This is a genomic window from Sphingobium sp., assembly GCF_036170395.1.
Taxonomy (GTDB): Bacteria; Pseudomonadota; Alphaproteobacteria; order Sphingomonadales; family Sphingomonadaceae; genus Sphingobium.
In genome coordinates, this window is record NZ_JAVHPD010000022.1 from 1 (window position 1) to 26,366 (window position 26,366).

A 26,366-nucleotide genomic window follows, 5' to 3' on the forward strand; every position below is an offset into this window, starting at 1 on the left:
GCACTCAACGAGCGCACGCTCTTACCAAATCGAAGAGATCGGAGAACGGCATCCCACCCTCTCCGCCAATTGTCGTTATTTTCTCTTGATGAATTGCTCGATTCTCGGCGCATGCCCATGTGTGCGCGCCTAGCGCCGGCGTGATCGACAGCCAGAGCGTCAAAATCGCGGAAAGCGGCGGCCCATGGCGTTATGATCCGAGCGAGAAAACCACGGGGCGCAAGCGCCATATCCGGACGGATACCGACGGCAATCTCGTCCATGCCATAGTCCACACCGCCGGCATTCAGGGCCGTGACGGCGCTCCGCTGGTGCTGGCCGAGAACTTTGAACAGGCCATCGCATCGGCTACCGCATGGCTCTTCATCGCCTCGATCCAACTCTTGGCACGCCGCACCGTAAGGGCCATCAGTTCGCGCCGGATGATTTTGAATCAGACTCCAAGCCGTCATGTATTGAGGAAAGCCTATGACCTCTTCCATCCTTCACCCGATCGAGACAGCGTCGCGTGACGAGCTTGCGGCGCTTCAGCTCGACCGCCTCAAATGGTCGCTGCGACACGCCTATGCCAACAACCCGCGTTACCGGGCCAAGTTCGACGCCGCGGGCGTTCACCCGGATGATCTAAGGTCGCTTGCCGACCTTGCCCGCTTTCCATTCACGACAAAGGCCGATTTGCGCGAGGCTTATCCCTTTGGCTTCTTTGCAGTGCCGCAGGATCGGCTGGCGCGTATCCACGCCTCGTCCGGCACCACCGGCCAGCCGACGGTGGTGGCATATACGAAGGCGGACATCGAAACCTGGAGCCAGGTGGTTGCGCGCTCCATTCACGCCGCCGGCGGCCGGCCGGGAATGAAGGCGCATGTCGCCTATGGCCATGGCCTGTTCACCGGCGGGCTGGGGGTGCACTATGGCGCAGAGGCGCTTGGCTGCGCCGTCATTCCCATGTCGGGCGGCCAGACCGAAAAGCAGGTCCAACTCATCCGCGACTTCGCGCCGGAGATCATTCTCGTGACGCCCAGCTACATGCTGGCGATTTGCAACGAGTTCCACCGCCAGGGGATCGACCCGGCAACATCGTCCTTGAAGATCGGCATCTTCGGGGCGGAGCCGTGGACGCACGCCATGCGCGCAGTGATTGAGGCCACCTTCGCCATCGACGCGGTGGATATCTACGGCCTCTCGGACCACGCTCCTAATGGCTGGTGCATTTGCATTGACGGAGCCTTCACCTTCTACGGCGCAGTCAGGTTCCTGAAGGAACCGGTCGTGCTTCCGGGCCGAAGCGGGTCGCGAGGGCTTCGGCGTGTCGCTTGTGCGCGCTGATCAGGTCGACTGTCTTCGTCGCCAATGCTTTCAAAGCCGGATAGTCGCCGCGTCGTGCGTAGCTGCCATGAAGGTTTAGTGCCTCCTGATGCGCGGCCGCCTGCTGCCCGACATAGACGCTGTCAAATTCGTCTGGTCCAGCCTGGTTGAGATTGGCGAGCATCGCCTGCCGGCGCGCGTCCATATTTTGCGGGATAGCGATGTTGGTGGGATGATCGGCCACGAACGCCTTGAGTTGCGCGCTGGTTTTTCGATGATCCTCTACCATCTGGCGGGCAAACGCTTTCACCTCCGGCGCGCGCCCACGGACCAACGCCAGCTCTCCGGCTTCGATCTCATACATGTCGCCGATGGCGGCCTGCGGAATGTAGAAGGTGGTCGTGACGGCATCGTTCGGGGTGGAGACACCCTCAGGCTTCGGGCCTTCATAATGTTTGGCGACGGTGGCGGAACCGTTTGCCGGCCCCGTGTCGGATACGCCGCTCGTCTGGTCGCAGGCCGGAAGGCACAGGGCCGTCAGCAAAAGCAAGGAGGTCCGGTTCATGGCTGGGTTCCGTTGCCGCCTGCGCCGGGCGCTCCGATGCCGGGCATGGTGTCGGATGCGCCACTGTCCGGAGCAGCGTTAACCGCTTCCTGTTGATTGGTGCCGCCTGGCACCCGGCCATTTTCATTGTTTGCCGCAGGGCTGCAGGCGGCAACCAGTACAAGGCAAAGGACGGGCACTATTCCAAATATACTAGCGCTATAGTGGCGCATTCTGACCTCCGGCTTCAAGCTCTATGGGAGTTCAACGCACGCAGGCGCCAATCTATACGCCAGCCATGTGCCACCTATGTTACTTCCCTTGCTCATTGCCACGGAAGGAAGGCGCGTTTCGCTCGATCGGCTAACCTGGTTTGGCGGAGCGTAGATTAGATCGGAACGCATCGTGACTTCTGACGCTTGGCTTGCAATTCGCCTTCCGTGGAGATTCTGATGCTCAAACTTTCCATCGTCCTGGCGCTCATCCCACTGGCCGCCTGCGCCCCATCCGACCAAGCGGACAGCGGCGACGAGACATTTGCCCCCAGCAACACCAGCCGAGGCGTCGTACCGTCAGGCGCACCCGGGCAGGGAGCCGGAACTGCGATAACAGACGGCGAAACCAGCGCTCGCGGCGCGGTTGATGCGGCTGACAGCCCAACCTCCGCTCCCGGTTCTACGGGGCATACGGGCCGGCCTCCACACTGACCCCGTCCAAAGCGCTTAACCGGTCCGCCCGCAGCCACAGTTTCGGTTATCGTCTCAGCCGATCGGCTTCGAATGTTCGATCACGATAGTAGTCTGGATCAGCTCTCCTTGACGGCAGCCAGCGTGGCCCTTGCAGCGTAGGCCTTGGCCAGTTGCATGTGCGTTTCCGATACTTCGGGAGAGGTTGAGCGCTCCGCCATTCGCCTCTGCTTCAAGCTGCGCGCGGCATAATATCGAAAATCCGGTGTTTTCATATGCCAGCATCCCATATTCACTGACGGCCGAGCCCGCCAGCGAGGGACATCAAGCGATCACCGCGGCGAAAACGCATTAACATTGTTGGAATTGCCGCCCAGGATTCCTAACCTGTGGCAACATCAGGCCTTTTTGCGATAGCGGCGTGTCAGGCAAGGGGCGAGCATAGGCCCCGCCGCGCTGCTCTAGGCGTTGCCGGCGCATCGCGGCGGATCGGACTTCATCAGGTGAAGATAAGCGATGTCGAACCCGGCGGCCTTCCGCAGAGCCTGAACATCCGGCACCACAAGGGTTTTCTGGTCTCGCTCAATAAGCCCGGTCTGCCGCAGTTGGTGAAGAACGCGGTTCATATGGACTGTCGTTACGCCGGTAGCGTCGGCCAGTTCCTCCTGGGTCAGGGGCAGATGAAATCCGCTGTCGTCGGCAAGCCGCACCATCATCAGTCGCCCGTGCAATTCGCAGATGAGGTGGGCCACAGCATCGACGGCGCTTCTGCGGCCATTGCTGACGACCCATTGCCGTAAAATCGCTGCATCGAGAAGGGCGGCCCCCCACAATGCGCGCGTCAGGCCGGGGGTCGTGGTCGTCAGGCGCTCAATGTCTTGCGGATCGGCATAAGCGATACGGCAATCGGTCAGGGCGACGATGCCGTGATCCATGGAACCCAATATCGCCACATGTATGTCGCACAGATCGCCAGGCAGGAGAAACGCGGTAATCTGGCGACCGCCGTTCGGGAGAATCTTGTAGCGCGCTGCCCAGCCGTCCAGAACAAGGTGCACAAAGCGCGTGCTGTCTCCCATCGAAATGACATCCCGCTTCCGCTCTACCGTGCCCCGCTCCTTGAAGATCTGCTCCAGCATCAACTGGTCAGAGGTTGGTAAAGGGCCAAAGCAAGATAGTTTGGCAACAAGAGGGTTGGGCGACATTGTCAATCATCCCTTCAGGTCAGTGTTGGTTAATGCCGCCCCGTCATATTGTCCCGGGATGCCGATATTCTTTTTCCAGGTGCGCGACAGGTTCAATGATCCCGTGGGGGACGGGAAGGAACTTGCCGACCTGGCCGCCGCCCGGCAATTTGCGACGGTGAGCGCGAGAGAACTGATCTGCTCGGACGTGCGGAACGGCATTCTCGACCTCACGGGTTCGATCGACATATTCGATGAGGAGCGGATACACCTCACCACCCTCAAATATGCCGAAGCAGTCTTGCATGTGATACCGCCGGGCGCTGGCTAGAGACAGAATCCCGACCGACAGAGCGCGCCCTTCATGGCGAACATGCCGGGCGGCTGGAGAGCAGGCATAAAGATAGCGTCCGGCCGGGTGTCGGTGACAGCAGATGTGGATCGGTCATACGCCGCGATAGACAAGCACGTCGAAAATGCCTTCGCGGCCGCAATAAGTATCTATGCCGCCTTCTCCATTAGTCCTGTCCTTCGACGGTATACGAAATCTGCAATCGCTGCACCGAGCGGAGGCAGCGCCGCGCCCCGCTTAGTGGCAAGAGCTGCGTTGACTGGCCGAGCCGCTGGCCAGCCCATGGTTCGATAAGGAACAGGCTTAACCAAACGCTCGTCCAGCCCGGCGCTACGGGCAATCCTGATCGCGAAGTCCGACCAGGACAGCGCTTCGCCATTGCTGAGATGCCAGATGCCCGTTTCCTCATCGATCAGCAGGTCGAGCGCGGTGGCGACGAGATGCGGGACATAGGTCGGCGTGACGGTCAGATCCTCCGCTGCGTAGAGCATGTTCCCTCGCCCCAACGTCCGCATTACGCCGACCGCAAAGTTATGATCGTCGTCCGCCGAGAAAAAGGCAGCGGTGCGGATAACGAGATGGCGGCCCGGGCGTGCGGTGATGCCGGCCTCCATCCGCGCCTTGCTGAGGCCGTAGATGTTCAGCGGCGCGGCCGGATCATCCTCGACATAGGCTCCATCCTTCCGCCCGTCGAACACGAGGTCGCTGGAAAAGGACAGGGTGGCGATGCCCCGGTCGGTGCATGCCGCGGCGAGCGCGACCGCGCCGTCGGCGTTCGCACGGATGCAGGAGGTTGCCGCCGCTTCCGCGTCATCGACCCGTACCCATCCCGCCGCATTGACGACTGCCCAGGGCTGAATGCGATCCAGCGCGCGCGCGATGCTGCGATCGTCATGAAGGTCGAGGTCCGCTCGCGCGGTGAGCACGAAGGGGATGTTCCGCAGCGTGCAGGCGCGGGACATCGCCCGCCCCAGCGTGCCAGTCGCTCCGCAGACCAGCAGCCGCCGAAGGGACGGGTCCAGGGCGGGGGCGGTCCGGCGTTCGGCCATCGGCGCCGGCCGCGCCACGGCAGGGTGAACCAGTCGCACCGGGCGCTGCCACCAGCCCGCGCCCGATGCGAGCGGCGGCCTTGCCCCTCCGTTCGCCAGCGCTTGCGCCAGGGGAAGCAGCATCGTCGCGCGCGGCGCTCCGCTGCTAACGTCCCAAAGTCCCGGCTCGTAAAGGCCGCGTTCCGTCAGCAAGCGGTTCCATCCCTGGCTGCCGAACAGCGACCAGAGAGTCACGGCGGACACAGGGATTTCCTGCGCGCACAGACGCTCTGCCGTGTCCCATGCCTGGGCTGTCCAGCGCATCTGTTCCTCGCGGGAGCAGCCATTATGCACTTCGGTGATGGCGACCGGCCGCCGATATCGCGCCCACGCCTCACGCAATGCGCCCTCCAGCCCCGCTGGTGGCGGATCGAGCGCGCGCACCGCCTCCACATCGGCATAAGGCTGCACGTGATTCCCGCCGTGCGTATGCGACGGGTAACGATGCAGCCGGTGATCGAGGAAGCGATCGCTGGTCAGATAATGGTTGATGCCGATGATATCGGGCGGACAAGGATCATCGGCGATGGCACGCAGCCGGTCGCCGAAGCCAAAGTTTGCGATGCGATCAAACAGCGGATGATCGTCGGTCACCATGCCGCACAGCAAGTCCCACCCCGCCCAACGCCGGACATTGTCGAAGCCCGCCTGTTCGCGCAGCGGCGCGGTCGCGTAGGTCCGGCCAAGATCGTCGGTCTGGATCAGGCGGGCCGAAGGATTGACCCGGCGCAGCGCCCGCATCGCCAGGCGGGTGGCGTCGATCTGGTTGAGCAAAGCAAGCCAGAAGGCCGGCTCGGAGCGCTGGTGCGGATACCAATGGCCATAAAGCGCGGAAAAACGGGCAGTCGTGACCGGCTCGTTGATAGGCGTCCAATCCTCGATCCAGGGATAGCGCGTCGCGACGGCCTCCGCGTGGCGCTCCAGCCCAGACGGAAAATCGGGATGAAGCAGATTTGTGTAAGCCGGCCCGCCGCCATGATGGACGAGGCCCGCGATGACGTTGATCCGCTTGTCCCGCAATCGCGCGAGCCTGTCGTCGCTCCATCTCCAATCATGCTCAGCCGGGTCGCAGGGGCTGATCCGTTCCCATAGCAGGGGATAGCGCACCGACCCTATTCCCAGGGACGCCAGCCGCTCGATGTCCTCGGGCCGATCCTGATGGCCCGTTTCGCGGATCTGGTCGCGATAATCCTCGCCGATCCGGTTTACCGTGCACTCCGGACCGCCCCAAAGCTGCGGACGCATTGCCATCATGCTTCTCCCACGCGTGCCTGAGCCGATAATATTTATATCTTGGGGGAGAAATCAATAAAAGCTGACGGATAGCAACATGGGAGCAATATGGATCAGCAAAGCGGCAGGAACGCGCCAGCGAAGCCTTCGTTTGCAATTCGTGCACATCGCGGAAAGGTCGAAAAACATGATCCAGGATAGTTCAAGCCCTGCGAATAAATCTGGATCATTTTCGAGTAAGGCAGATCATACACTCCTTTGCTTCAGCCATCTTCGGTGGAATTTCGTTTTTCAACGACCGCAGCATTTGATGAGCCGCTTCGCAGGCCATGGCCGGGTGATCTTCTGGGAGGAGCCGGTGCATGTCGACGGGCTCGACGCGCCCGATCTGCATGTCGAGCATTGCGCCGCCACGGGCGTCGTCATCGTGACCCCGCATATCCCCGCCGACGCGCCCCGTGAGCAGGATGGCGCGACGGTCAAGCGCCTGCTCGGCCTATATCTCGCGGGCGAAGCAGGCACCTTCATCCGCTGGTATTACACCCCGATGATGCTGCCCATGTCCGAACATATCGCGGCCGATTGCATCATCTACGACTGCATGGACGAACTGGCGAATTTCAAGGGCGCGCCGCCCGAACTGCTGCCGCTCGAACACAGGCTGCTGGCGCAGGCCGACCTCGTATTCACCGGCGGTTACAGCCTGTACGAGGCGAAGAAGGACCGTCATGCCCGCGTCTTCCCCTTCCCGTCCAGCGTCGATGCCGCCCACTTCGCCCGCGCCCGGACCAGCGGCAGGGCGCGCCCGCCGGGCGGGCGGCCGAAGTTCGGCTTTTATGGCGTGGTCGATGAACGTATGGACGTTGAACTGCTGGCCGACCTGGCCGACGCACGCCCGGATTGGGACATCGACATCATCGGCCCGGTGGTGAAGATCAGCGAGCAGGATCTGCCGCGCCGGCCAAATTTGCAATTTCTAGGCGCGCGCTCCTACGATCAATTGCCCGACCAAGTCGCCGCATGGGATGTGGCGATCATGCCGTTCGCGATCAATGAAGCGACCCGGTTCATCAGCCCGACCAAGACGCCGGAATATCTGGCAGCCGGGAAGCCGGTCGTGTCCACGCCGATCGTCGATGTGGTGCGCCATTATGGCGATCTGGCTGCGGTCAGGATCGCGAACCGCAGCGCGCCCTTCGCAGACGCCTGCGAGGCCGCTTTGGCCTTGGCCCGATCGGGCGGCGCGTGGCTGGAGGCCGCTGACGGCGTCTTGGCCGGCATGTCCTGGGACCGCACCTTCCAGCAGATGCACGGCTTGATCGAAGAAGCCATTGCGCGCAGCGCGCACGTCCATCCGATCGTTTCCCCCACCAGCTGGAAGGACATCAAGCCGCACCGATATGACGTCATGGTGGTGGGCGCCGGCTTTGCGGGCGCGGTTATGGCGGAACGGCTTGCGGCCGATGGCGGCAAGAAGGTGCTGGTCGTGGATCGCCGGCCCCATATCGGCGGCAACGCCTATGACGAACTGGATGCGGCGGGGATCCTCATTCACCGTTACGGCCCGCATATCTTCCACACCAACTCGCAGGCCATCTTCGACTATCTGTCCCGCTTCACGCGATGGCGGCCCTATGAGCATCGCGTTCTGGCCGCGGTCGACGACATGCTGGTTCCGATCCCGATCAACCGCACGACGCTGAACCAGCTCTACCGGCTCGACCTTCGGACCGACGAGGAAGCCGCCAGCTTCCTTGCCGCCCAGGCGCAACCGGTATCGGTGGTGCGGACATCGGAAGATGTCGTGATCTCGGCAGTCGGGCGGGAACTCTACGAAAAATTCTTTCGGGGCTATACCCGCAAGCAATGGGGGCTTGATCCGTCGCAGCTCGACAAGGCCGTCACCGCGCGCGTGCCGACCCGCACCAACATGGACGACCGCTATTTCACGGACAGCTTCCAGGCGATGCCGCTCGACGGCTACACCCGCATGTTCGAGCGGATGCTGGATCATCCGAACATCGACCTGCTGCTGGGCGTGGACTATTGCGAAGCGCGCGACGCCTACCCGCACGACCAACTGATATTCACCGGGCCGATCGACGAATATTTCGGCTATCGCTACGGGAAGCTGCCCTACCGGTCGCTACGGTTCGAGCATGTCAACCTTGGCACCGACCGGTTCCAGCCGGTCGCGGTCGTCAACTATCCAGCGCCGGACATTTCCTATACGCGCGTCACCGAATATAAGCATCTGACCGGCCAGCAGGCGGCCGGCACCAGCATCACCTACGAATATCCCGCCGAGGAGGGCGACCCCTATTATCCCATCCCTCGGCCCGAAAACCAGCTCTTGTTCAAGCGGTACGAAGCCCTGGCTCTGGCGGAGAGCGATGTCGCATTCGTCGGCCGGCTCGCCACCTATCGCTATTATAATATGGACCAGGTCGTCGGTCAGGCGCTCGCGACCTACCGCCGCATGATAAAGCCGCCACTGACAGCTTCATCGCTGCCGCCCCCTGCCATGCTGAATGAGGCGCGCTCCGCCGTGAGGTGATGCGCGAAAGGCCCCAGCAGGCAGTTGCTTCAATCCGAATGTCGCATTGCGCGGAAACCAAATTGCTCGATTGTCTCATCATCGGCGCAGGCCCTGCGGGCCTCACCGCCGGCATCTATCTCGCCCGCTTCCATCTGCGGGTTCAGATCGTCGATGCCGGCCAGAGCCGGGCGGCCATGATCCCGCGGACGCATAATCATGCCGGCTTTCCGGGAGGCATAGGGGGCAAGACGCTGCTTGCGAGAATGCGCTCGCAGGCTGCCGAATTTGGGGCGCATGTTCGCCATGGCCTGATCGAGACCCTGAGCCGAGAGGATGGCGGGTTTGTGGCGCGTGTGGACGCCGAGAAGCTCTATGCTCGCACGGTCCTGCTCGCGACGGGCGTCGTGAACAATGCGCCGAACATCTCCCCTGAAATACATGAAGCGGCTCTGGAGCGCGGGCTGCTGCGCTACTGCCCGATCTGTGACGGATATGACGTAACGGACAAGCGGATCGCCGTGATCGGATCGCGCACCCACGGCCATAATGAAGCGCTGTTCCTGCGGATGTATTCGAAGGACGTCACGCTCATTGCTCCCGATGGCGGGCATCGGCTGAGCGAGGACGAGCGGCGCAAGATGGACGAGGCTGGCATCGCGCTGCGCGACGGTCCATGCGGTCCGCTACGCATAGAAGGCGACCGGATCCTCGTTCCTCTTCCTGGCGAGACCCTCGCCTTCGACACGGCATATCCCGCGCTTGGCTCCATCATCCGGTCTGACCTGGCAATCAGCCTTGGCGCCGAGGCGACCGAGGAAGGCTGTCTGATCGTGGACGATTATCAGCGGACGAGCATCTCGGGGCTTTACGCGGCCGGCGATGTATCGAAAGGTCTCGACCAGATCAGTCATGCGATGGGCGAAGCAGGCGTAGCCGCAACCACTATCCGCAACGACCTCGCCAGCCATAGAGCGTTGCGCCGCTGACCCTGTCAGTTCAGGCGGCACGACGCCAGGCTGCGCTCCGCCGAGAGAGGCTCGCTGCGCGGCTCTACCCGAGGCCGAGGCTTCGGGCTTGGCGTCGCCTCACAGACATCAGGCCGCAAGTGATCGCATTAATCATCGGCGTATCGCAACGGCGGGAACGCCTGCCGGGGTGAGGCGATTGGTGGCCGCCACTGTGATGGCGACAACTGAAGAGGATCAATGAAATGGTGCAAGCATCGGCAATTTTCGACACCCATAGTGAAGCGGAGCGGGCAGTGTCCGAACTGCGCATGCTGGGTGTGACGGACACCGATCTCTCCGTGATTGCCCATCATGGCGGCACGACGACCACCCGGTCCGGGGATGGCGAAATCACCGATGAGCACCATCGCAACATCCTTCGCGGCATCTTGGGAGGCGGCGCGCTCGGCGCTGGCCTCGGCGTCGCGGCGCTTGCGATACCCGGAGTCGGTCCATTGGCGGCGGCTGGCGCCATCGCTGCCTCGGCCGTGCCTGAAGCGGTCGGCATCGGTGCGGCGCTCGGCGCCATTGGCGGCAGCCTGAACGAAGTCCTGACAAAGCATGGCATCGATGAGGAGGACGCGGCCTATTATGATAAAGGCCTGAAGGACGGCCGGGTTCTCGTCACTGTGAATGACGCGGGAATCGATGGCGATCGGGTGCGGGAGGTTCTCTATCGCAATGGCGGACACAACGCCTCCCATGCACGCGCCGCAGCCATCTGATGTTGTGCCAGCCGGGGACTCACGTCCCCGGCGTGGTGACAGGCCTCGAAAAGGAGACCCGGATCGGCAAGGGCGAGACCACAGGGGGACAGCTCTCGCGGCGCGACTTGGTGGTGCTTGATGATCTTCGATATCTGCCGTTTGCGCGCTCTGGTGGCGAGGTAGCTCGGCGGGACATCAGTTCCCCGGACTGAAGTCCGATCCGCCTCTCTCCACGAGAATCTGCGTCACCAAGCCGGCAAGACGCCATTATCATGGTTCTCGCCATCCTTTTCCCGCCCGATGCGGCGCCGCCGGCTCGGCTTCGATATCTGGGACGGCAAGATCCGCTATCCGGCGGTGGCCGGCGATCCCGGCCTGGCCTATATGGCTGCGGCCATTAGCGGAATAGAAGGAGCGGTCCATGCAGTTCATGTCGGAAGCGGAATCGGCGCGCCTCGTGTCCCATGAGATGGCGTTCGACGCCGCGCGGGAGGCGATGATCGCGGTGGTCGATGATGCGGTCATCTTTCCCGCAGTCATCGCGCATGGATCGGTCCCGTCCAATCGCTTTTCGGTCAAGTCGGCGTCAACCTCCGCCTTCGCGGGGCTCAAGGTCGGTTCCTTCTGGCCGGGCAATGGCGACATTGGATTGCCGCGCCATAATTCGCTGATCCTGCTGTTCGACCAGGAGGTCGGCCGGGTCGACTGGGTGATCGAAGCGGGCGCGGTCAATGCCTATCGCACCGCCGCCGCCGATGCGGTGGCCGCCGACGTGCTGGCGCGGCCCGATACGTCCGTGCTCGCCATTTTCGGCGCGGGCAACCAGGCGCTGTACGAGGCCGTCGCGATCGCGCGCATCCGCCCGATCGCCGAGATACGGGTCGTAGCGCGCGATCCGGCGAAGGCTGACGCCTTCATCGCGGCGCTGGCGCGGAAAGGGCTCATGGCAGCGGTGGCTGACCCGGAAACGGCCTGCCGCTGTGCTGACATCGTCGTGACGGCAACCCCGTCGCGCGCGCCCTTGTTCGACGCGGACTGGATTCGCCCCGGCACCCATATCGCCAGCATGGGATCGGACGCTGCGGGCAAGCAGGAACTGCCGCCCGCTTTGTTCGATCGCGCCGCCTTGTTCTGCGACCTTCCAGCCCAGGCCGTCGTTATGGGCGATCTTCAGCATTTCGCCGGCGACCGCAGCCGGATCGTCGCGATCGGCGATGTGCTGCGCGGGGCAGCCGCGGGGCGGACATCGCCCGATCAGATCACCGTCTTCGACAGTTCGGGGATCGCGCTTCAGGATTTGACCATCGCGCGCAAGCTGATCGCCGCGCGGGCGTGAGCCGGCGCGTGGCGCGGTAGATCGTGCCGCCACCCGCGCGATATAGGCCAAGCTGTGCCACGCGCGGGGCCAAGAAGAACAGGATCGCGCCGTCGTCCGGCGCTACTCTCCGAAGGAACGACGCCGCCGGTGCGGGCGGATGATGCCGGGCAATGGCGCGGCATGATCTCCCGCGTATCTCCGGCGTCGGGGCGAACAGCTTTACCGACAAGGGGGTTCCCGTGACGACACTTCGGCCCAAATATATCAGCTTCGACTGCTATGGCACGCTCATCAATTTCGAGATGGCGCCGGTCGCGCGCCAGGTTTATGCGGATCGCCTGTCGGGGCAGGCGCTGGAGGATTTCACCGACTATTTCTCCGCCTATCGGCTCGATGGCGTGCTCGGCGCATGGCGGCCCTATCGCGAGGTCGTCGCCGAGGCCTTGCAGCGCGCCGCCAAACGCTCGGGCGTCGAATATCGCGATGCCGATGGCGAGGCGCTCTATGCCGCCGTCCCGACCTGGAACCCGCATCCCGATGTCGTCGAGCCCTTAAAGCGCGTCGCCGAGAAGATTCCGCTGGTGATCCTCTCCAACTCGATGGTGGACCTCATCCCCTATAGCGTCGAGAAGCTGGAAGCGCCGTTCCATACCGTCTGCACGGCGGAAGAGGCGCAGGCCTACAAGCCGCGGATGCGGGCGTTCGAATTTATGTTCGACACGCTGGGCTGCGGGCCGGAGGATGTGCTGCATTGCTCGTCCAGCTTCCGCTACGACATGATGACCGCCTATGACATCGGCATCAAGGACAAGGCGTTCGTCAATCGCGGCCATGAGCCGATGAACGCCTATTATGAGGTGCATGACATTCCCAACCTGGGCGGGTTGCCGGGTCTGGTCGGGCTGTGAGCGCGGTCATCGATCAGGCGGTGGGCGCGGTCGTCGATATGCGCGCCTATGCGACGGGCGTTGGGCCGTCGACCGACTGGTTCGCCGGTCGGAAGACGCCCGCCTTCGCCGACGATGCGGCGCAGGTCTCCGCCTTCGCGTTGCGGGGGCAGGGCTGGGTCGAGGGGCTGCCGGCGGACGAGTTCGTGCTGGTGCTAGCCGGGCGGCTCGACATCGAGAGCGAGGCCGGCACGCTGGCGGTCCAGCCCGACAATGGCGCGGTGCTGCCGGTCGGAAGCGATTTCCGCTGGCGCGCGTCGGACGATCTGCTGGCGATCGTCTATTCCGCGCCGACGCAGGGGCAGGGGAGCGCCACCGCGCCGGTCGCGATCGATCTGGACGCGGCGATGACCCCGTCCAGCCCGCCCGCGACCGAAAATCTGCTCGGCCCGGTGCCGTCCTGCCGCAACCATAGCGATTATCTGTCGGCGAACGGCGAGTTCGTCTGCGGCATCTGGGATTCGACGCCCTATCATCGGCGGCAGATACCCTATCGGCAGGTCGAACTGATGCTGTTGCTGGAAGGCGAAGTCAGCTTCAGCGACCGCGCGGGCAGCGTTTCGTTCGGCAAGGGCGATGTCTGCATGTTCGTGCGCAGTGAGGGCTGTGCGTGGCTGAGCGAGACATATGTGAAGAAGATATACGCGACTCAGCGGCCGCTCGCCTGACGGACGGCAGCATCTGTCGCGCGACCGCCGCGTCGCCGCAGGAGCGATTGGCCGGCGCGGCGCTTTTGGGCGATGGTGCCAGGGCAGGCGTGGATGCATGGTGCAAGTGCGGTTGGGCGGGAAAGGCGGGTGATCGATGACGGACGGAGGTGCTGCTTCAGTCGGCCTGACCGGCGCGATCCCGCTGACGCGCGATCATCTGCCAGAGGCGTTCGCCCTGTCGCAGGCGGTGCAATGGCCCTATCGCGCGGAGGACTGGGCGTTCGCGCTCGACCTTGGCCGGGGGTTCGGGGTCGAGATGGACGGGCGGCTGGTCGGCACCGCGCTCTGGTGGCCCTATGGCGATGATTTCGCGACGACCGGCATGATTATCGTGGCGGAGGAAGCGCAGCGGCGCGGGATCGGCGCGCGGCTGATGGACGCGCTGCTGGCCGACGCAGCGGGGCGGCGTATGATCCTCAATTCGACCGACGAGGGGCAGGCGCTGTATCGTAAGCGCGGCTTTATGCCCTTCGACAGCGTGCTTCAGCATCAGGCGGTGCTGAGCCAAGCGCCGGCGACCGATCCGTCCGTGCTGTTGCGGCCCGCCACCGCTGATGACCGAGCCGCCCTTCTGGCGCTGGATGAGGCAGCGGCGGGGATGGAGCGGACGGCTTTGCTCGACGCTTTGTTCGCAGTCGGCGACGTGCTGGTGGTCGAGCGGGACGGCGCGGTCGCCGGCTATGGCTGCGTCCGTCGCTGGGGGCGGGGTCATGTGGTGGGGCCGGTGATCGCGCGCGACGATGACGACGCCAGGGCGCTGATCGCCGCGCTCGCCGCGCGCCATGTCGGCGATTTTGTACGGATCGATGTGTTTCGAAGCGGCGGGCTCAGCCCATGGCTCGAGAGCCTGGGTCTGCCGCAGGTCGGCGAGGTGCTGTGCATGGCGCTCGGCGCACCGCCGCAAGCGAAGGATGGGGTGATGCTCTATGCGCTCGCCAACCAGTCGCTGGGCTGAGGGGAAATGGCGATGATCGATAGGATCGAAACTCCGGCCCTGCTGCTCGACCTTGCCAAGGTGGATCGCAATATCGCGCGGCTGCGTGGCCGGCTTGATGCGCTCGGCGTGTCCTTCCGCCCGCATGTGAAGACCGCCAAGTCGATCGAGGTCGCGCGGCGGCTCTTCCCTTCCGGCACTGGGCCGATCACCGTCTCGACGCTGGCGGAGGCGGACTATTTCGCCGCCGGGGGCTTTACCGACATCACCTATGCCGTGGGGCTGGGGCCGGACAAGATCGGGCGCGCGCGCGATCTTGTCGCGCGGGGGGTAGCGCTTTCGGTCCTAGTCGATTCGGTCGCGCAGGCAGAGGCGCTTGCGCAGGCCGCGTGCGATGGCGGCCCGATGCCGCGCGTCTTGATCGAGATCGACTGCGACGGGCATCGCGGCGGATTGCTGCCGGACGATCCGGCGCTGCTGGTCCTGGCGGACATCCTGCGCGATGGCGGCGTGCCTCTGGCGGGCGTGCTCACCCATGCGGGCGAATCCTACGGCGCGCGGGGTGGCGTCGGCCTGCCGGAAGCCGCCGACGCGGAGCGCGCCGCCGCCATTGCCGCAGCGCACGCCTTGCGCGCCGCCGGCCATCCCGCGCCGGTGGTCAGCGTGGGATCGACCCCGACCGCCCATTTCGCGCGCGATCTGACCGGCGTGACCGAGGTGCGCGCCGGCGTGTTCATGTTCTTCGACCTCGTCATGCACGGCATCGGCGTGTGCGCGATCGACGATATCGCTTTGTCGGTGGTCGCTACGGTGATCGGGCATCGGCCGGAAAAGGGCTGGATATTGACCGACGCCGGCTGGATGGCGCTGTCGCGCGATCGGGGGACGCAGACGCATCCGGTGGATCAGGGCTATGGCCTGGTCTGTGACATCGATGGCAAGCCCTTCGCCGACCTGATCGTCGCCGATGCGAGCCAGGAACATGGCATCATCGCAGTACGTGAAGGCAGCGACGCAAGCCTGCCCGACCTGCCGATCGGCACGCGCGTCCGCATCCTGCCCAACCATGCCTGCGCCACCGGCGCGCAGCATGACGCCTATCGGGTGATCGAAGACGGCGGGCGCGCCGTCGCCGCCACTTGGCCGAGGATGCGCGGATGGTGATGGAGGCGCGGCCATGAAGATGATGTCCTACTGGCTCGACACGGCAAAGCCTTTCGCGGCGGGCGCGGAAGGTGGGCCGCAGGGCACCGCCGATGTCGCGATCGTCGGCGCGGGCTTCACCGGCCTGTCCGCCGCGCTGGCGCTGGCGAAGAAGGGCGCGAAGGTCGTTGTGCTGGAGGCCGATCGCGTCGCCCGCGCGGCGTCGGGGCGCAATGGCGGCATGTGCAACAACGGCTTCGCGCAGGACTATGGCGGGATGGTCGCCAAGCTCGGCCGGACACGCGCCAACATGCTCTACCGTGCTTTCGACGCCGGGGTGGACAGGGTGGAGTCGATCGTCGCGCAGGAAGGCATCGATTGCCATTTCGCGCGCGTCGGCAAGCTGAAGCTCGCCGCCAAGCCCGAACATTATGACCGGATCGTCCGATCGCAGGAAATGCTGGCGCGGGAGGTAGATCCCGAAACCCGGCTGGTGCCCCGCGCCAAGATGCGCGACGAGATTGGGTCGGATCGCTACTATGGCGGGATGCTCTATCTGAAGGGCGCGAACATGCACATGGGGCAGTTCGGCCAGGGGCTGGCCGAAGCCGCCGCCCGGCACGGCGCGCTGATCCATGAGCATAATCCCGTCATCGCCATGAAGCGGCTGGCAGGGCAGGCGCATGAGCTGACGACGCCGCACGGGACGGTGCGGGCGAGCCAGGTGCTGCTGGCGACCGGCACGTCTTCGGTCGGGCCGCTCGGCTGGTTCCGCCGCCGGATCGTGCCGGTGGGCGCATATCTGATCGCGACCGAGCCGTTGCCGGTCGACCTGCTGGACCGATTGACTCCGCATCGCCGCAACACGACGGACACCCGCAACTTCGTCAGCTATTTTCGCACCTCGCCCGACAACCGCATCATCTTCGGCGGACGCGCGCGCTTTTCGGGGCGCAGCGATGCGGCCTCGGACGCCAAGAGCGGCGTGATCCTGCGCCAGTCGATGATCGGCATCTTCCCCGAACTGGCGGACGCCCGGACCGACTATTGCTGGGGCGGGATGGTCGACATGACCCGCGACCGGCTGCCCCGCGCCGGCGAGCGCGACGGCGTCTTCTACTCGATGGGCTATAGCGGCCACGGCACGCATATGGCGACGCATATGGGCGCGATCATGGCCGAGGTGCTGGACGGCCGCGCCGACCTCAACCCCTGGCGCGATTTCGACTGGCCGGCGATCCCCGGCCATTTCGGCAAGCCCTGGTTCCTGCCGTTCGTGGGCGCCTATTATCGCTATCAGGACTGGGTGAAATGAGCCCGCTCGTGCTGGACGACGCCGGCGCGGCGATCGCGCGGAGCGGCCAAGCCTATATCGGCGGCGCATGGATCGACCTGTGCGATGGCGAGATGCTGCCAGTGGTCAACCCGGCGACGGGCGACGTGGTGGCCAAGGTGGCCGCTGGCACGGCGGCGGACCTCGACCGCGCCGTCGCCGCCGCGCGCGCCGCTTTCCCGGCCTTCGCCGCGTCCCCTGTCGAGGATCGTCTTGCCCTGCTGGAGCGCATCCACGCGCTGATGCTGGGTCGCGCAGAGCTGCTGGCGCAGACGCTGGTGCTGGAGATGGGCGCGACGATCAGCCACGCCCGCGCCGCGCATATCCCGCTCGCCGCCGCGCATGTTCAGGCGGCGATCGGCGTCCTGCGCGACTATGATTTCCTGACGATGCGCGGCTCGACGGCCATCGTGCGCGAGCCGATCGGCGTGTGCGGCCTCATTACGCCGTGGAACTGGCCGCTCTACCAGATCGCCGCGAAGGTCGCGCCGGCGCTCGCCGCCGGATGCGCCGTCGTGCTGAAACCCAGCGAACTCTCGCCGCTGAGCGCGATCCTATTCGCGCAGATCGTGCATGATGCGGGCGCACCCGCCGGCGTGTTCAACCTGGTCAACGGCACTGGCGCGGAGGTCGGCGCGGCGATGGCGGCGCATTCCGACATCGACATGATCTCCATCACCGGCTCCAACCGCGCGGGGGTGCTGGTGGCGCAGGCGGCAGCGCCCACCGTCAAGCGTGTGACGCAGGAACTGGGCGGCAAGTCGCCCAACCTGATGCTGCCCGACACCGATTTCGACAAGGCCGTGCCGTTGGGCGTCCTGTCCGCCTTCCGCAATGTCGGCCAGTCGTGCAGCGCGCCCACCCGCATGATCGTGCCGCGCGAGCATCTCGCGCAGGTCGAGGCGATCGCCCGCGCGACGGTCGAATCCATCATCGTCGGCCAGCCGGGCGACCCGGAAACCATGATGGGGCCGATCGCCAATCACGCCCAATATCGGCGCGTGCAGGCGATGATCGCGGTCGGCATGGAGGAAGGCGCGCGGCTCCTCTGCGGCGGGCCGGGGCAGCCCGAGGGGCTTGAGCAGGGCTTCTTCGTGCGCCCGACCATCTTTTCCGACGTGACCAGCGCCATGCGCATCGCGCAGGAGGAGATTTTCGGGCCGGTGCTGGTCATAATTCCCTATGACGATGTCGATCAGGCGGTCGATATCGCGAACGACACGATCTTCGGCCTGGGCGGTCATGTGCAGGGCGCGGACCTGACCCAAGCCCGCGCCGTCGCCCGCCGCATCCGCACGGGGCAGGTGCATATCAACCATCCCGCCTGGGACGCCCATGCGCCTTTCGGCGGCTACAAGCGCTCCGGCAACGGGCGCGAATATGGCGCCTTTGGCTTTGAAGAATATCTTGAGGTGAAGTCCATCCTCGGCTTCGCCTGACCCGCCCGATCATTGGAGACCCGTTCCATGCCCGCCCCGCTGCGTTACATCGAATCCTCGCCCACGCTCCCGGCGGCCGCCGATGTCGTCGTGATCGGCGGCGGGATCATCGGCGCGTTCACCTCCTATTATCTGGCGCAGCGCGGCCTCAAGGTGGCGCTGGTGGAAAAGGGCGTGGTCGGTGGCGAGCAGTCGAGCCGCAACTGGGGCTGGTGCCGTCAGCAGAATCGCGACGAGCGCGAACTGCCGCTCGCCACCAAGGCGCTCGATCTGTGGCAGGCGTTCGGCGAGGATACGGGCGAGGATACCGGCTTCCGCCGCTGCGGTCTGTTCTACGTCAGCAACAATGACGAGGAACTCGACACCTGGGCGCGCTGGGGCGACTATGCGCGGTCGGTGGGCGTCGCCACGCGGATGCTGTCGTCGGAAGAGGCGACCCGTCATGCCCGCTTCACCGGCGCGCGGTGGAAGGGCGGGGTCCATTCGCAGAATGACGGCATCGCCAATCCGGGCCTGGCCGTGCCGGCGGTCGCGCGGGCGCTGATGCGGATGGGCAGCACGGTGCATCAGGCCTGCGCCGCGCGCGGCATCGAAACCAGCGGCGGCGCGGTGAGCGGCGTCGTGACCGAGCGCGGCACGATCCGCACGAAGCTGGTGATTCACGCCGGCGGCGCCTGGGCATCCTCCTTCATGCGCCAGCTCGGCATCGATTTCCCGCAGGCGACGGTGCGCCAGACGATCCTGGCGGTGGGCACCAGCGGGCTCAACCTGCCCGACGCCTTCTACACCCAGTCGCTGTCGATCACCCGTCGCGACGATGGCTGCCATACGCTGGCGATCAGCGGCCGCGCGAAGGTCGATCCGACGCTGCAATTCCTGCGCTACCAGCATAAATTCCTGCCGATGTTCAACAAGCGCTGGCGCAGCCTGTCGCCGGGCGGGTTGCATGGCGTGCGGGGCCGGCATGAAGGCTTGTCGCGCTGGAAACTCGACGGGCCGACGCCGATGGAGAAGGTGCGCATCCTCGATCCGCTCGCCGATCCCAAGACGGTGCGCCTGACGCTGAAACGCGCCGCCGCGCAGATCCCGGCGCTGGGCTCCGTGCCCATGGTCGCATCCTGGGCGGGTTTTGTCGACAGCACCCCGGACGGCGTGCCGGTGATCGGCGAAATCCCGAAGATTCCGGGCTTCATCCTGGCGGCGGGCTTCAGCGGCCATGGCTTCGGCATCGGGCCGGGCGCAGGCCATCTGGTGGCCGATATCGCATCGGGCCAGACGCCGATCGTCGATCCCCAACCCTATCGCCTGTCGCGCTTCGGCGCGGGTGGCAAGATCGACGTTTCGGAATTTTGACCCCCCGCATATTCGTGCCGTGCGGCTTTCACGATTCACAATTTTGCGCCGGGCCGTGGTGCGATTTTGACGTAATATTTCCGTAACCGCCCCTAGCCTGAACTGTAACAAGAGGTGGTAAAAACCGCCCCGGCAAAGGCTTCCGTCGCAGGGCCACAAGGCCCGCTCGGGTATAAAGGCCAGCCCCCGTTTCGCAGGACATCAGGGAACAGCGATCTTATAAGGGGTATCACATCATGCGCATGTCATCGGCCCGCCGCCTCGGCTTCCTCGCCGGCTCCGCCGCCATCGCCCTGTCCGCCGCGCCCGGCGCGCTGGCGCAGGCGCCGGCCGAGCCCGCCGCCGAGAGCGACATCGTCGTCACCGGCCTCAAGCGGCAATATTTCGGCGACACGCCGGTCAAGGAAATCCCGCAGGCGGTGCAGTTCCTCGAAGGCAAGTTGCTCGACGATCTCAACATCACCCGGCTCGACACCGCGCTGGAACTGGCGAGCGGCGTGTCGCGGCAGAATAATTTCGGCGGCCTGTGGGACAGTTTCGCCATTCGCGGCTTTGCCGGCGACGAGAATTTCCCGAGCGGCTTCCTGGTCAATGGCTTCAACGGCGGACGCGGCTATGGCGGCCCGCGCGACGCATCGAATGTCGAGCGGATCGAGATTTTGAAAGGCCCCAATTCGGCGCTGTTCGGGCGCGGCGAGCCGGGCGGCACGGTCAACATCGTGACCAAGAAGCCGACCTTCAAGGAAGGCGGAAGCTTCGCCGTATCGGCCGGCCGCTGGGAGACCTACCGGGTCGAGGCCGACTATAATCTGCCGCTGTCGGACAGCGTGGCGGTGCGGATCAACGGGTCGTCGGAACAGGCGGACAGCTTCCGCGATACGGTCGAGACGCAGAAATATACGGTGAACCCGTCCATTCTCGCCAAATTTTCGGACGCCGACATCTTCACCTACGAACTGGAATATGTGAACCAGGAAGTGCCCTTCGAGCGCGGCGTCGTCGCGATCCCGACCGTCAACGCGGACAATACGATCAGCTATAATCTGGGCGCGATCCCCAACAGCCGCTTCTTGGGGAATCCCAATGACGGCCCCGTCAAAGTCGAGGTGTTGGGTCATCAGGCGCAATATCAGCATGATTTCAGCGACGACTGGACGCTGATGCTGGGCGCGGGGTACAAGGATACGACGTTCGAGGGGTTCGGCAGCGATCCCGAACTGGCTCGCGCCCGTCAGCGGATATATATCGATGGCCGTACCTTGTCGCGGCAGCGCCGCTATCGTGACTACAGCACCACGCATATGGTGTTCCGCGGCGAAATCAGCGGCAAGATCGCCATGGGGTCGATCGTACACAATATCCGCATCGGCGCGGACTGGGACAAGTTCAAGATCAAGACGTTCCAGACCCGCTATCGTCCGACTGCCGCAGATCAGTCCTATGCTATCGACATCTTCAACCCGGACTACACTATTCCAGCGCCGATCCCGACCACTCAAATACAGAACGCGACTGAAATCCAGAAGGCGTGGGGCATTTACGCGCAGGATCAGATCGAGATCACCGAGCAGTTCAAGGTTCGTTTTGGCGGCCGGTATGACGACTTTTCGCAAGACATTCACAACCGCGTACCGGGTTCACCGCCCCTGGTCACCAAACACTATACGAAAGTCAGCCCGATGGCCGGGCTGGTTTTTGAACCGGTCTCCAGCTTGTCCTTCTACGCGAGCTACGGCAAAGGGTTCCGCCCAAATAGCGGCGTGGGCGCGAACAACCAGCCGTTTGAGCCGGAACTGAGCCGGTCCTACGAAGTGGGCGCCAAATTCATGACGCCGGATAATCGTATCACCAGCACCGTGTCGCTCTTCAGCATGAAAAAGAGCAATGTCCTTAGCGTCGATCCATTGAATGCCAATTTCTCTGCCCCGATTGGCGCGGCGCGGAGCAAGGGCGTGGAATTCGACCTGAACGCAAAGTTGCCGGCCGGGTTCGAGCTGTTCCTGACCTATTCCTACATCGATGCGAGCTGGGCGGGCAATTATCCGTCGTCTGGCGTGCGCAAGGGTGATCCGCTCATCAACATTCCCAAGCATCAGGGCAACGCGCTGCTGTTCAAGAATTTTGCGATCGGCGATCATGAGGCGATGCTGGGTGCGGGCGTCACCCATGTCGGCCGCCGCCTGGGCGAGACGGCGACGACCTTCTTCCTGCCGAGCTACACCATCGCCAAGGTGCTGGGGTTGTTCAACATCACCGACCAGATCAAGCTGTCGGCCGATGTGAACAACCTGTTCAACAAGAAATATTATGCCAGCTCCTACGCGGCGCTGTGGATCGCGCCGGGCACGCCGCGATCGTTCAGCGTGCGGGCCAGCTTCACCTTCTGATACTAAGCCCTGCCGCCGGCGTTCGCGCGCCGGCGGCAGGTTCCGCATTCCTTGAGGGCGCATTCCATGTCCCGGCCGCAATGGCTCCGCCTTCATCGCTATGCCGGCCTCGTCATGGCGCTGTTCCTGCTGGTGCAGGCGATGACCGGGGCGCTGCTGCTCTATCGCGGGCCGGTGGAGCGGTGGCTCGATCCGGCGGGTCAGACCAGCAGGGCACAGGGGCCGGCCGTCAGCGCAGGTCAGGCGATGGCCGCGGCCAGCACGGCTTTCCCCGACGCACGAGTCACGCGGCTGTTCGCCCCCGATGCGAGCCGGGCGACCTGGTTCGCCCACATGGCGCGCGCGGACGGCGAGGCGGTTTACGCCACCGTCGATCCGGCGGGCGGCGCGGTGCTGCGCGCAGGCGGCCTGTCGCGCTTTCCGCTGGAGGCGACGCTGCAACTTCATTATCGGCTTCTGTCGGGCCGCGCCGGCATGGCCGTGATTGCCCTGAACGGGCTGGCTCTATTGCTGATGGCGGGCAGCGGGCTTGCCTATTGGTGGCCGAAACGCAATCCGGCCAAGGCGCTGGCGATCCGATGGACCCTGTCGCCCCGTCTGGTGCTGCGGCAGGCGCACCGCACGCTCGGTGTGGTGGCGGCGGCCTTCCTCATCCTGCTTTCGGCGACGGGCTTCCTGCTCGTATTTCCCGATCTTGTCGCCAGCGGCGGCGGCGCTTCGCCGGCTGTCGTCAGCGCCGCCCAAGTCGATCGCGATCTGGCGCTGGCGCAGAGGGCTTTCCCCGGCGCGGCGCTGCGCGACATCAGGATCGGCGGCGACCGGCTGACCGTCAACTTCCACGCGCCCGAGCGCAATGCGCGTGCGGTCCATGTCGTCCCAGTCGCGCTGGCCGGGCCGCGCATCGTCAGCGCGACGCCCGCGCAGCGCAACGGCGCGCTCTGGATGCCGCTGCTGCCGATCCATACGGGCGACTTCCTCGCGCCGGTCGGCCCACCCGTCTGGCTGCTCGCCGCATTGTCCCTCGCCGCGCTGGCGATCAGCGGCCCGCTCCTATGGTGGCACGCCGCCGCCCAGCGCCGCCGCGCCCCCCGAAAGGCCGTCGCATGACCCTGCTCTACACCTCCGATCCCGCGCGCGGCCAGATCTGGCGCGACATCTTCGCGAAGGAAGCCGCCGACATCGGCTTCGTCGCGCCGCCCGAAGCCTATGATCCCGCCGCCATCCGCTATCTCGCCGCCTGGAGCCCGCCGGCCGACCTGATCGCCAGCCTGCCCAATCTGGAGGTGCTGTTTTCGATCGGGGCTGGGGTGGACCAGTTCGACATGGCAAGCCTGCCGCCGCATATCCAGGTCGTGCGGATGATCGAGCCGGGCATCGTCGCCGGCATGGTCGAATATGCGACGATGGCGGTGCTGGCGCTCCACCGCGACCTCATCCCCTATCGCGCGGCGCAGGCGGAGCAGCGTTGGGCGCCGATCAAGCTCGTGCCGGCGGAGCAGAGGCGGGTAGGGGTGATGGGGCTCGGCCAGCTTGGCAAGGCGGTGCTCGGCGCGCTTCGCCCTTTCGGCTTTGCGCTGTCGGGCTGGAGCCGCTCGCCTCATGCGGTGGAGGGCGTGACCTGCCACAGCGGCCGTGAAGGCTTGGGCACGTTCCTCGCGGGATGCGACATTCTCCTGTGCCTGCTTCCGCTCACGCCCGACACGCGCGGCATATTGTCCCGCGACCTTCTGTCCCGCCTTCCCGAGGGTGCGATGCTCATCAACGCGGCGCGCGGCGGGCATCTGGTGGCGGAGGATCTGCTCGCCTTGCTCGATCAGGGCCATCTGTCCGCCGCGATGCTCGACGTTACCGATCCCGAGCCTTTGCCTGCGGCCCACCCCTTCTGGCGCCATCCGCGCATCCTGCTCACCCCCCATGTCGCCAGCATGACCCGTGCCGACAGCGCCGCTCGCGCGCTGATCGCCAATATCCACCGGCATCAGGCGGGCGAACCGATGGACGGGGGCGTAGCCCGAGGCAGGGGTTACTAGCAAATAAGCCATTGAAAAATATAGTATGTTATTGCCGGTTGGTGTGGGAGCCTTCCCTGCCTGAAGAACAGGGTAGCGCTGCGGCGGCATTATGAAGCGACAGATCAGGGCAGGGCGATCATCCGTGCCGCATTGCCCAAAAACCGCGTGGCGCGGCTGAATGATACATCCAGGCGCTAGGGAACGGGGCGCACAGGCACCGGCGCGTTGCACAGATCGACCCCGCCGGCAGGCCGGTCGTAAAAGTCGTCCTTCCGGTTGGCGCGCAGCCGCAGATAGTGCGTAAAGCTGTTCCACTCGCTGTTCGCTTCGGTATTCATCACCTGAAAGCGCGGCCGCTCCGCCGCCGGCATGTCGCTCGCGAGACGGACCGAAACGATCGGCACCTTATGCTCGGCCTCCGTGTAGAAGCCCAATTCCCCCGATCCGCGCGGCAGGCTGGAGAGATGCGCCATGCCCTCGATCACCCGACCGACCACGGCGATATTGCGGTCGAGCTGGCGCGGCGCCTGGCCGATCACGGCGTAAAGCTCAGCGCCGGTGCCCGCATCGGGCGAGTTGTTCCGTCCGACCCCGACGAACCCGTAGCAATGCGGCAGCCACACCCCGTCTCCATCCATCGCGACCGGCCAGCCCGCGACAAAGCCGGTCGAAGGCGCATAGGGATCGGGATAGGGCAAAGGCGTCACCCGCAGCCGACGATTGGCGATCGGCTGCACATAATCGGCGGAACTCGTCGGCGAGAGGCCAGGTGGCATCGGTTTCTTCTCGGTGACGTCGCCCCATTGCACCACATAATTGTCCTGCACCCGGTTGATGCTGGTCCCGTCCCACCAGTGCGCCTTCGCCAGAGTCCGCATATTGCCGACATGGGTCGGCGAAAAGGCCGGCGCGAGCTGAATGACGACACGCCGCCCGCCCTCGATCGTCATCACGAGCAGATCGTCCGCCGCAATCTCCCGCCATTCCGAAGCCCGCGCCGCCGCCACGACCGCCACTGGCGTGGCAGGCTTGTCGGCAGCGGCCGCTGACGCGGCGCAAAGGGTGAGCATAGTCAGGGCAGGAACGGCGCGACGGATCATGCCGCCATCAGAGCCGCTCGACACAATGATGTAAAGCCCCTTGCCTCCCCCCGCCGCGCGCGATAGGGAGCCGCCTTCCAGCGAAATGCGGAGCGGTGGCCGAGTGGTCGAAGGCGCTCGCCTGGAAAGTGAGTATACGTCAAAAGCGTATCGAGGGTTCGAATCCCTCCCGCTCCGCCACCCAGTTCTAAGTTATTGAAATAGAAGATAAATTACTCGATTTCTCGCGCGAATTCGCGCCTTTTCATTTTGTCTCGGTACTGCGGAGAGACAGAAGAGAACAGGGAATACGGATTCTTCCCCTGAATTCTCCGCGGCCATTCTGGTCAGTACGGAATTCAAAGTGTCCGGCTGAACGTCGATGATCGTGTTTCCCTTGAAGCGCCTAGGCGGTTTCGATCGCTGTTTGCCCGATCCTAAATTCCCTGCTCCTCAGGGAATGTGCAGGGAATTTCGCGCGCGGGTGGGCTGTTTTGCACGGGCCTGGCCCGCTGAATTGGCCCAATACCGTGCCGCAAGGGCGACGGTTAGAGAAATCAGCTGAGGGAATCGTGGTCGGTTTTGCACGGAAAAACAGATGGCGCTGAAGGAACAATCCAGGTACATTGTTGCAGACCTTATGCCTGCGCCTCGCACTCTGGACCCGTTGGGCTTTTCTCAAGAGCCCAACTACGTTACCGATCCCGTGAGGGAGGCGGAGCTTGTGCGAGAAATCGTCAACAAAATTTGCTACGTAATCTGGTCATACCATCAGGCTAAGAAGCTGGGACTCGATAATGAGAGTTTCAATGCTTCGCTAAAGCAACTAAAATTAGCGGTGAATAATCCCGGACTAATCCGTCTCGCCTCGTTCGTCGCCATCCCTTCATTGAAATGGCGATTAATGTTGAATCTCGGGAGCTTGCTGGTGTCACGTCGGATGCGGACCTCGACAAAGTGACAGGCGAGCACAACGGCAAGCCTCGATCAATGTCTCCAAGAGGTCGAATCTGATCCGGGGGGGGGGGGGGGGGGGGGGGGGGGGGGGGGGGGGGGGGGGGGGGGG

Annotated in this window: 21 protein-coding genes, 1 tRNA gene and 1 pseudogene; 19 read left to right on the top strand and 4 right to left on the bottom strand. The window is 64.6% G+C overall.

The annotated features are described in order from the left end of the window. Positions 1 to 125: 125 nt before the first annotated feature. Positions 126 to 512, top strand: a pseudogene (locus tag V2B31_RS07300) (transposase); the annotation flags it as partial. Continuing rightward, positions 469 to 1,326 carry an AMP-binding protein gene (locus V2B31_RS07305; protein WP_328276926.1) on the top strand — a complete coding sequence of 286 codons (858 nt, stop codon included), beginning with the start codon at positions 469 to 471 and terminating at the stop codon, positions 1,324 to 1,326. The pseudogene V2B31_RS07300 and the gene V2B31_RS07305, both read left to right, overlap by 44 nt. Here V2B31_RS07305 and V2B31_RS07310 read toward each other — a convergent pair. Further along, positions 1,247 to 1,870: a DUF4142 domain-containing protein gene (locus V2B31_RS07310; protein WP_328276928.1), complete on the bottom strand. Its 624-nt coding sequence runs from the start codon at positions 1,868 to 1,870 to the stop codon at positions 1,247 to 1,249. The genes V2B31_RS07305 and V2B31_RS07310 overlap by 80 nt on opposite strands. 1,126 nt (positions 1,871 to 2,996) lie before the next feature. Continuing rightward, on the bottom strand, positions 2,997 to 3,674 hold the full coding sequence (locus tag V2B31_RS07315; protein ID WP_328276930.1) for a Crp/Fnr family transcriptional regulator: 678 nt from the start codon (positions 3,672 to 3,674) through the stop codon (positions 2,997 to 2,999). Positions 3,675 to 3,798: 124 nt separating this feature from the next. Here V2B31_RS07315 and V2B31_RS07320 point away from each other — a divergent pair, with 124 nt between their 5' ends. Continuing rightward, positions 3,799 to 4,050: a DUF6894 family protein gene (locus tag V2B31_RS07320; protein ID WP_328276932.1), complete on the top strand. Its 252-nt coding sequence runs from the start codon at positions 3,799 to 3,801 to the stop codon at positions 4,048 to 4,050. 170 nt (positions 4,051 to 4,220) lie between these two features. Here V2B31_RS07320 and V2B31_RS07325 read toward each other — a convergent pair whose 3' ends face one another. Beyond that, complete coding sequence (locus V2B31_RS07325; RefSeq protein ID WP_328276934.1) at positions 4,221 to 6,413, bottom strand: sugar nucleotide-binding protein; 2,193 nt, start codon at positions 6,411 to 6,413, stop codon at positions 4,221 to 4,223. Positions 6,414 to 6,702: 289 nt separating this feature from the next. On the opposite strand from V2B31_RS07325, the gene glf reads away from it, so the two are divergent. The 14 genes from glf (at position 6,703) to V2B31_RS07395 (ending at position 24,239) form a co-directional block, all read left to right on the top strand. Continuing rightward, positions 6,703 to 8,949: a UDP-galactopyranose mutase gene (gene glf / locus V2B31_RS07330; RefSeq protein WP_328276936.1), complete on the top strand. Its 2,247-nt coding sequence runs from the start codon at positions 6,703 to 6,705 to the stop codon at positions 8,947 to 8,949. A gap of 38 nt (positions 8,950 to 8,987) precedes the next feature. Then, a complete protein-coding gene (locus tag V2B31_RS07335; RefSeq protein ID WP_328276938.1) occupies positions 8,988 to 9,917 on the top strand; it encodes an NAD(P)/FAD-dependent oxidoreductase in 930 nt (309 codons plus the stop codon). A gap of 224 nt (positions 9,918 to 10,141) precedes the next feature. Next, positions 10,142 to 10,663, top strand: coding sequence for a hypothetical protein (locus V2B31_RS07340; protein WP_328276940.1), 522 nt, complete (start codon positions 10,142 to 10,144; stop codon positions 10,661 to 10,663). A gap of 403 nt (positions 10,664 to 11,066) precedes the next feature. Beyond that, the gene (locus tag V2B31_RS07345; RefSeq protein WP_328276942.1) at positions 11,067 to 11,981 is read left to right on the top strand and encodes an ornithine cyclodeaminase family protein; all 915 of its coding nucleotides are present in this window, start codon (positions 11,067 to 11,069) and stop codon (positions 11,979 to 11,981) included. Between the two features lie 221 nt (positions 11,982 to 12,202). Further along, positions 12,203 to 12,871 (top strand): haloacid dehalogenase type II, encoded by a 669-nt coding sequence (locus tag V2B31_RS07350; RefSeq protein ID WP_328276944.1) that lies wholly within the window; start codon positions 12,203 to 12,205, stop codon positions 12,869 to 12,871. After that, positions 12,868 to 13,578 carry a cupin domain-containing protein gene (locus V2B31_RS07355; protein WP_328276946.1) on the top strand — a complete coding sequence of 237 codons (711 nt, stop codon included), beginning with the start codon at positions 12,868 to 12,870 and terminating at the stop codon, positions 13,576 to 13,578. Before V2B31_RS07350 ends, V2B31_RS07355 begins: the two co-directional genes overlap by 4 nt. Positions 13,579 to 13,714: 136 nt before the next feature. Further along, complete coding sequence (locus tag V2B31_RS07360) at positions 13,715 to 14,575, top strand: GNAT family N-acetyltransferase (RefSeq protein WP_328276948.1); 861 nt, start codon at positions 13,715 to 13,717, stop codon at positions 14,573 to 14,575. A 6-nt stretch (positions 14,576 to 14,581) separates the two neighbouring features. Beyond that, positions 14,582 to 15,718: an alanine racemase gene (locus V2B31_RS07365; RefSeq protein WP_328276950.1), complete on the top strand. Its 1,137-nt coding sequence runs from the start codon at positions 14,582 to 14,584 to the stop codon at positions 15,716 to 15,718. Positions 15,719 to 15,731: 13 nt separating this feature from the next. Continuing rightward, positions 15,732 to 17,012 (top strand): NAD(P)/FAD-dependent oxidoreductase, encoded by a 1,281-nt coding sequence (locus V2B31_RS07370; protein WP_328276952.1) that lies wholly within the window; start codon positions 15,732 to 15,734, stop codon positions 17,010 to 17,012. Next, on the top strand, positions 17,009 to 18,469 hold the full coding sequence (locus tag V2B31_RS07375; RefSeq protein WP_328276954.1) for an aldehyde dehydrogenase family protein: 1,461 nt from the start codon (positions 17,009 to 17,011) through the stop codon (positions 18,467 to 18,469). Before V2B31_RS07370 ends, V2B31_RS07375 begins: the two co-directional genes overlap by 4 nt. Before the next feature lie 27 nt (positions 18,470 to 18,496). Next, positions 18,497 to 19,822: an NAD(P)/FAD-dependent oxidoreductase gene (locus V2B31_RS07380; protein WP_328276956.1), complete on the top strand. Its 1,326-nt coding sequence runs from the start codon at positions 18,497 to 18,499 to the stop codon at positions 19,820 to 19,822. 236 nt (positions 19,823 to 20,058) lie between these two features. Then, complete coding sequence (locus V2B31_RS07385) at positions 20,059 to 22,209, top strand: TonB-dependent siderophore receptor (protein ID WP_328276958.1); 2,151 nt, start codon at positions 20,059 to 20,061, stop codon at positions 22,207 to 22,209. Positions 22,210 to 22,275: 66 nt separating this feature from the next. Beyond that, the gene (locus V2B31_RS07390; RefSeq protein ID WP_328276960.1) at positions 22,276 to 23,316 is read left to right on the top strand and encodes a PepSY-associated TM helix domain-containing protein; all 1,041 of its coding nucleotides are present in this window, start codon (positions 22,276 to 22,278) and stop codon (positions 23,314 to 23,316) included. Continuing rightward, positions 23,313 to 24,239: a 2-hydroxyacid dehydrogenase gene (locus tag V2B31_RS07395; protein WP_328276962.1), complete on the top strand. Its 927-nt coding sequence runs from the start codon at positions 23,313 to 23,315 to the stop codon at positions 24,237 to 24,239. The genes V2B31_RS07390 and V2B31_RS07395 overlap by 4 nt, the downstream gene beginning before the upstream one ends. 176 nt (positions 24,240 to 24,415) lie before the next feature. On the opposite strand, the gene V2B31_RS07400 is transcribed toward V2B31_RS07395, so the two are convergent. Then, positions 24,416 to 25,321 carry a peptidylprolyl isomerase gene (locus V2B31_RS07400; protein WP_328276964.1) on the bottom strand — a complete coding sequence of 302 codons (906 nt, stop codon included), beginning with the start codon at positions 25,319 to 25,321 and terminating at the stop codon, positions 24,416 to 24,418. An 89-nt stretch (positions 25,322 to 25,410) separates the two neighbouring features. On the opposite strand from V2B31_RS07400, the gene V2B31_RS07405 reads away from it, so the two are divergent. Further along, positions 25,411 to 25,501: transfer RNA gene (locus tag V2B31_RS07405), tRNA-Ser, on the top strand. A 397-nt stretch (positions 25,502 to 25,898) separates the two neighbouring features. After that, the gene (locus V2B31_RS07410) at positions 25,899 to 26,261 is read left to right on the top strand and encodes a hypothetical protein (protein ID WP_328276967.1); all 363 of its coding nucleotides are present in this window, start codon (positions 25,899 to 25,901) and stop codon (positions 26,259 to 26,261) included. The last annotated feature ends 105 nt before the right edge of the window (positions 26,262 to 26,366 follow it).

Bases quoted from the DNA above. Each gene is read 5' to 3' on its own strand.
- V2B31_RS07305 (WP_328276926.1), top strand. From the start codon at position 469: ATGACCTCTTCCATCCTTCACCCGATCGAGACAGCGTCGCGTGACGAG.
- V2B31_RS07310 (WP_328276928.1), bottom strand. From the start codon at position 1,870: ATGAACCGGACCTCCTTGCTTTTGCTGACGGCCCTGTGCCTTCCGGCC.
- V2B31_RS07315 (WP_328276930.1), bottom strand. From the start codon at position 3,674: ATGCTGGAGCAGATCTTCAAGGAGCGGGGCACGGTAGAGCGGAAGCGG.
- V2B31_RS07320 (WP_328276932.1), top strand. From the start codon at position 3,799: ATGCCGATATTCTTTTTCCAGGTGCGCGACAGGTTCAATGATCCCGTG.
- V2B31_RS07325 (WP_328276934.1), bottom strand. From the start codon at position 6,413: ATGATGGCAATGCGTCCGCAGCTTTGGGGCGGTCCGGAGTGCACGGTA.
- glf (WP_328276936.1), top strand. From the start codon at position 6,703: ATGAGCCGCTTCGCAGGCCATGGCCGGGTGATCTTCTGGGAGGAGCCG.
- V2B31_RS07335 (WP_328276938.1), top strand. From the start codon at position 8,988: ATGTCGCATTGCGCGGAAACCAAATTGCTCGATTGTCTCATCATCGGC.
- V2B31_RS07340 (WP_328276940.1), top strand. From the start codon at position 10,142: ATGGTGCAAGCATCGGCAATTTTCGACACCCATAGTGAAGCGGAGCGG.
- V2B31_RS07345 (WP_328276942.1), top strand. From the start codon at position 11,067: ATGCAGTTCATGTCGGAAGCGGAATCGGCGCGCCTCGTGTCCCATGAG.
- V2B31_RS07360 (WP_328276948.1), top strand. From the start codon at position 13,715: ATGACGGACGGAGGTGCTGCTTCAGTCGGCCTGACCGGCGCGATCCCG.
- V2B31_RS07365 (WP_328276950.1), top strand. From the start codon at position 14,582: ATGGCGATGATCGATAGGATCGAAACTCCGGCCCTGCTGCTCGACCTT.
- V2B31_RS07370 (WP_328276952.1), top strand. From the start codon at position 15,732: ATGAAGATGATGTCCTACTGGCTCGACACGGCAAAGCCTTTCGCGGCG.
- V2B31_RS07375 (WP_328276954.1), top strand. From the start codon at position 17,009: ATGAGCCCGCTCGTGCTGGACGACGCCGGCGCGGCGATCGCGCGGAGC.
- V2B31_RS07380 (WP_328276956.1), top strand. From the start codon at position 18,497: ATGCCCGCCCCGCTGCGTTACATCGAATCCTCGCCCACGCTCCCGGCG.
- V2B31_RS07385 (WP_328276958.1), top strand. From the start codon at position 20,059: ATGCGCATGTCATCGGCCCGCCGCCTCGGCTTCCTCGCCGGCTCCGCC.
- V2B31_RS07390 (WP_328276960.1), top strand. From the start codon at position 22,276: ATGTCCCGGCCGCAATGGCTCCGCCTTCATCGCTATGCCGGCCTCGTC.
- V2B31_RS07395 (WP_328276962.1), top strand. From the start codon at position 23,313: ATGACCCTGCTCTACACCTCCGATCCCGCGCGCGGCCAGATCTGGCGC.
- V2B31_RS07400 (WP_328276964.1), bottom strand. From the start codon at position 25,321: ATGATCCGTCGCGCCGTTCCTGCCCTGACTATGCTCACCCTTTGCGCC.
- V2B31_RS07410 (WP_328276967.1), top strand. From the start codon at position 25,899: ATGGCGCTGAAGGAACAATCCAGGTACATTGTTGCAGACCTTATGCCT.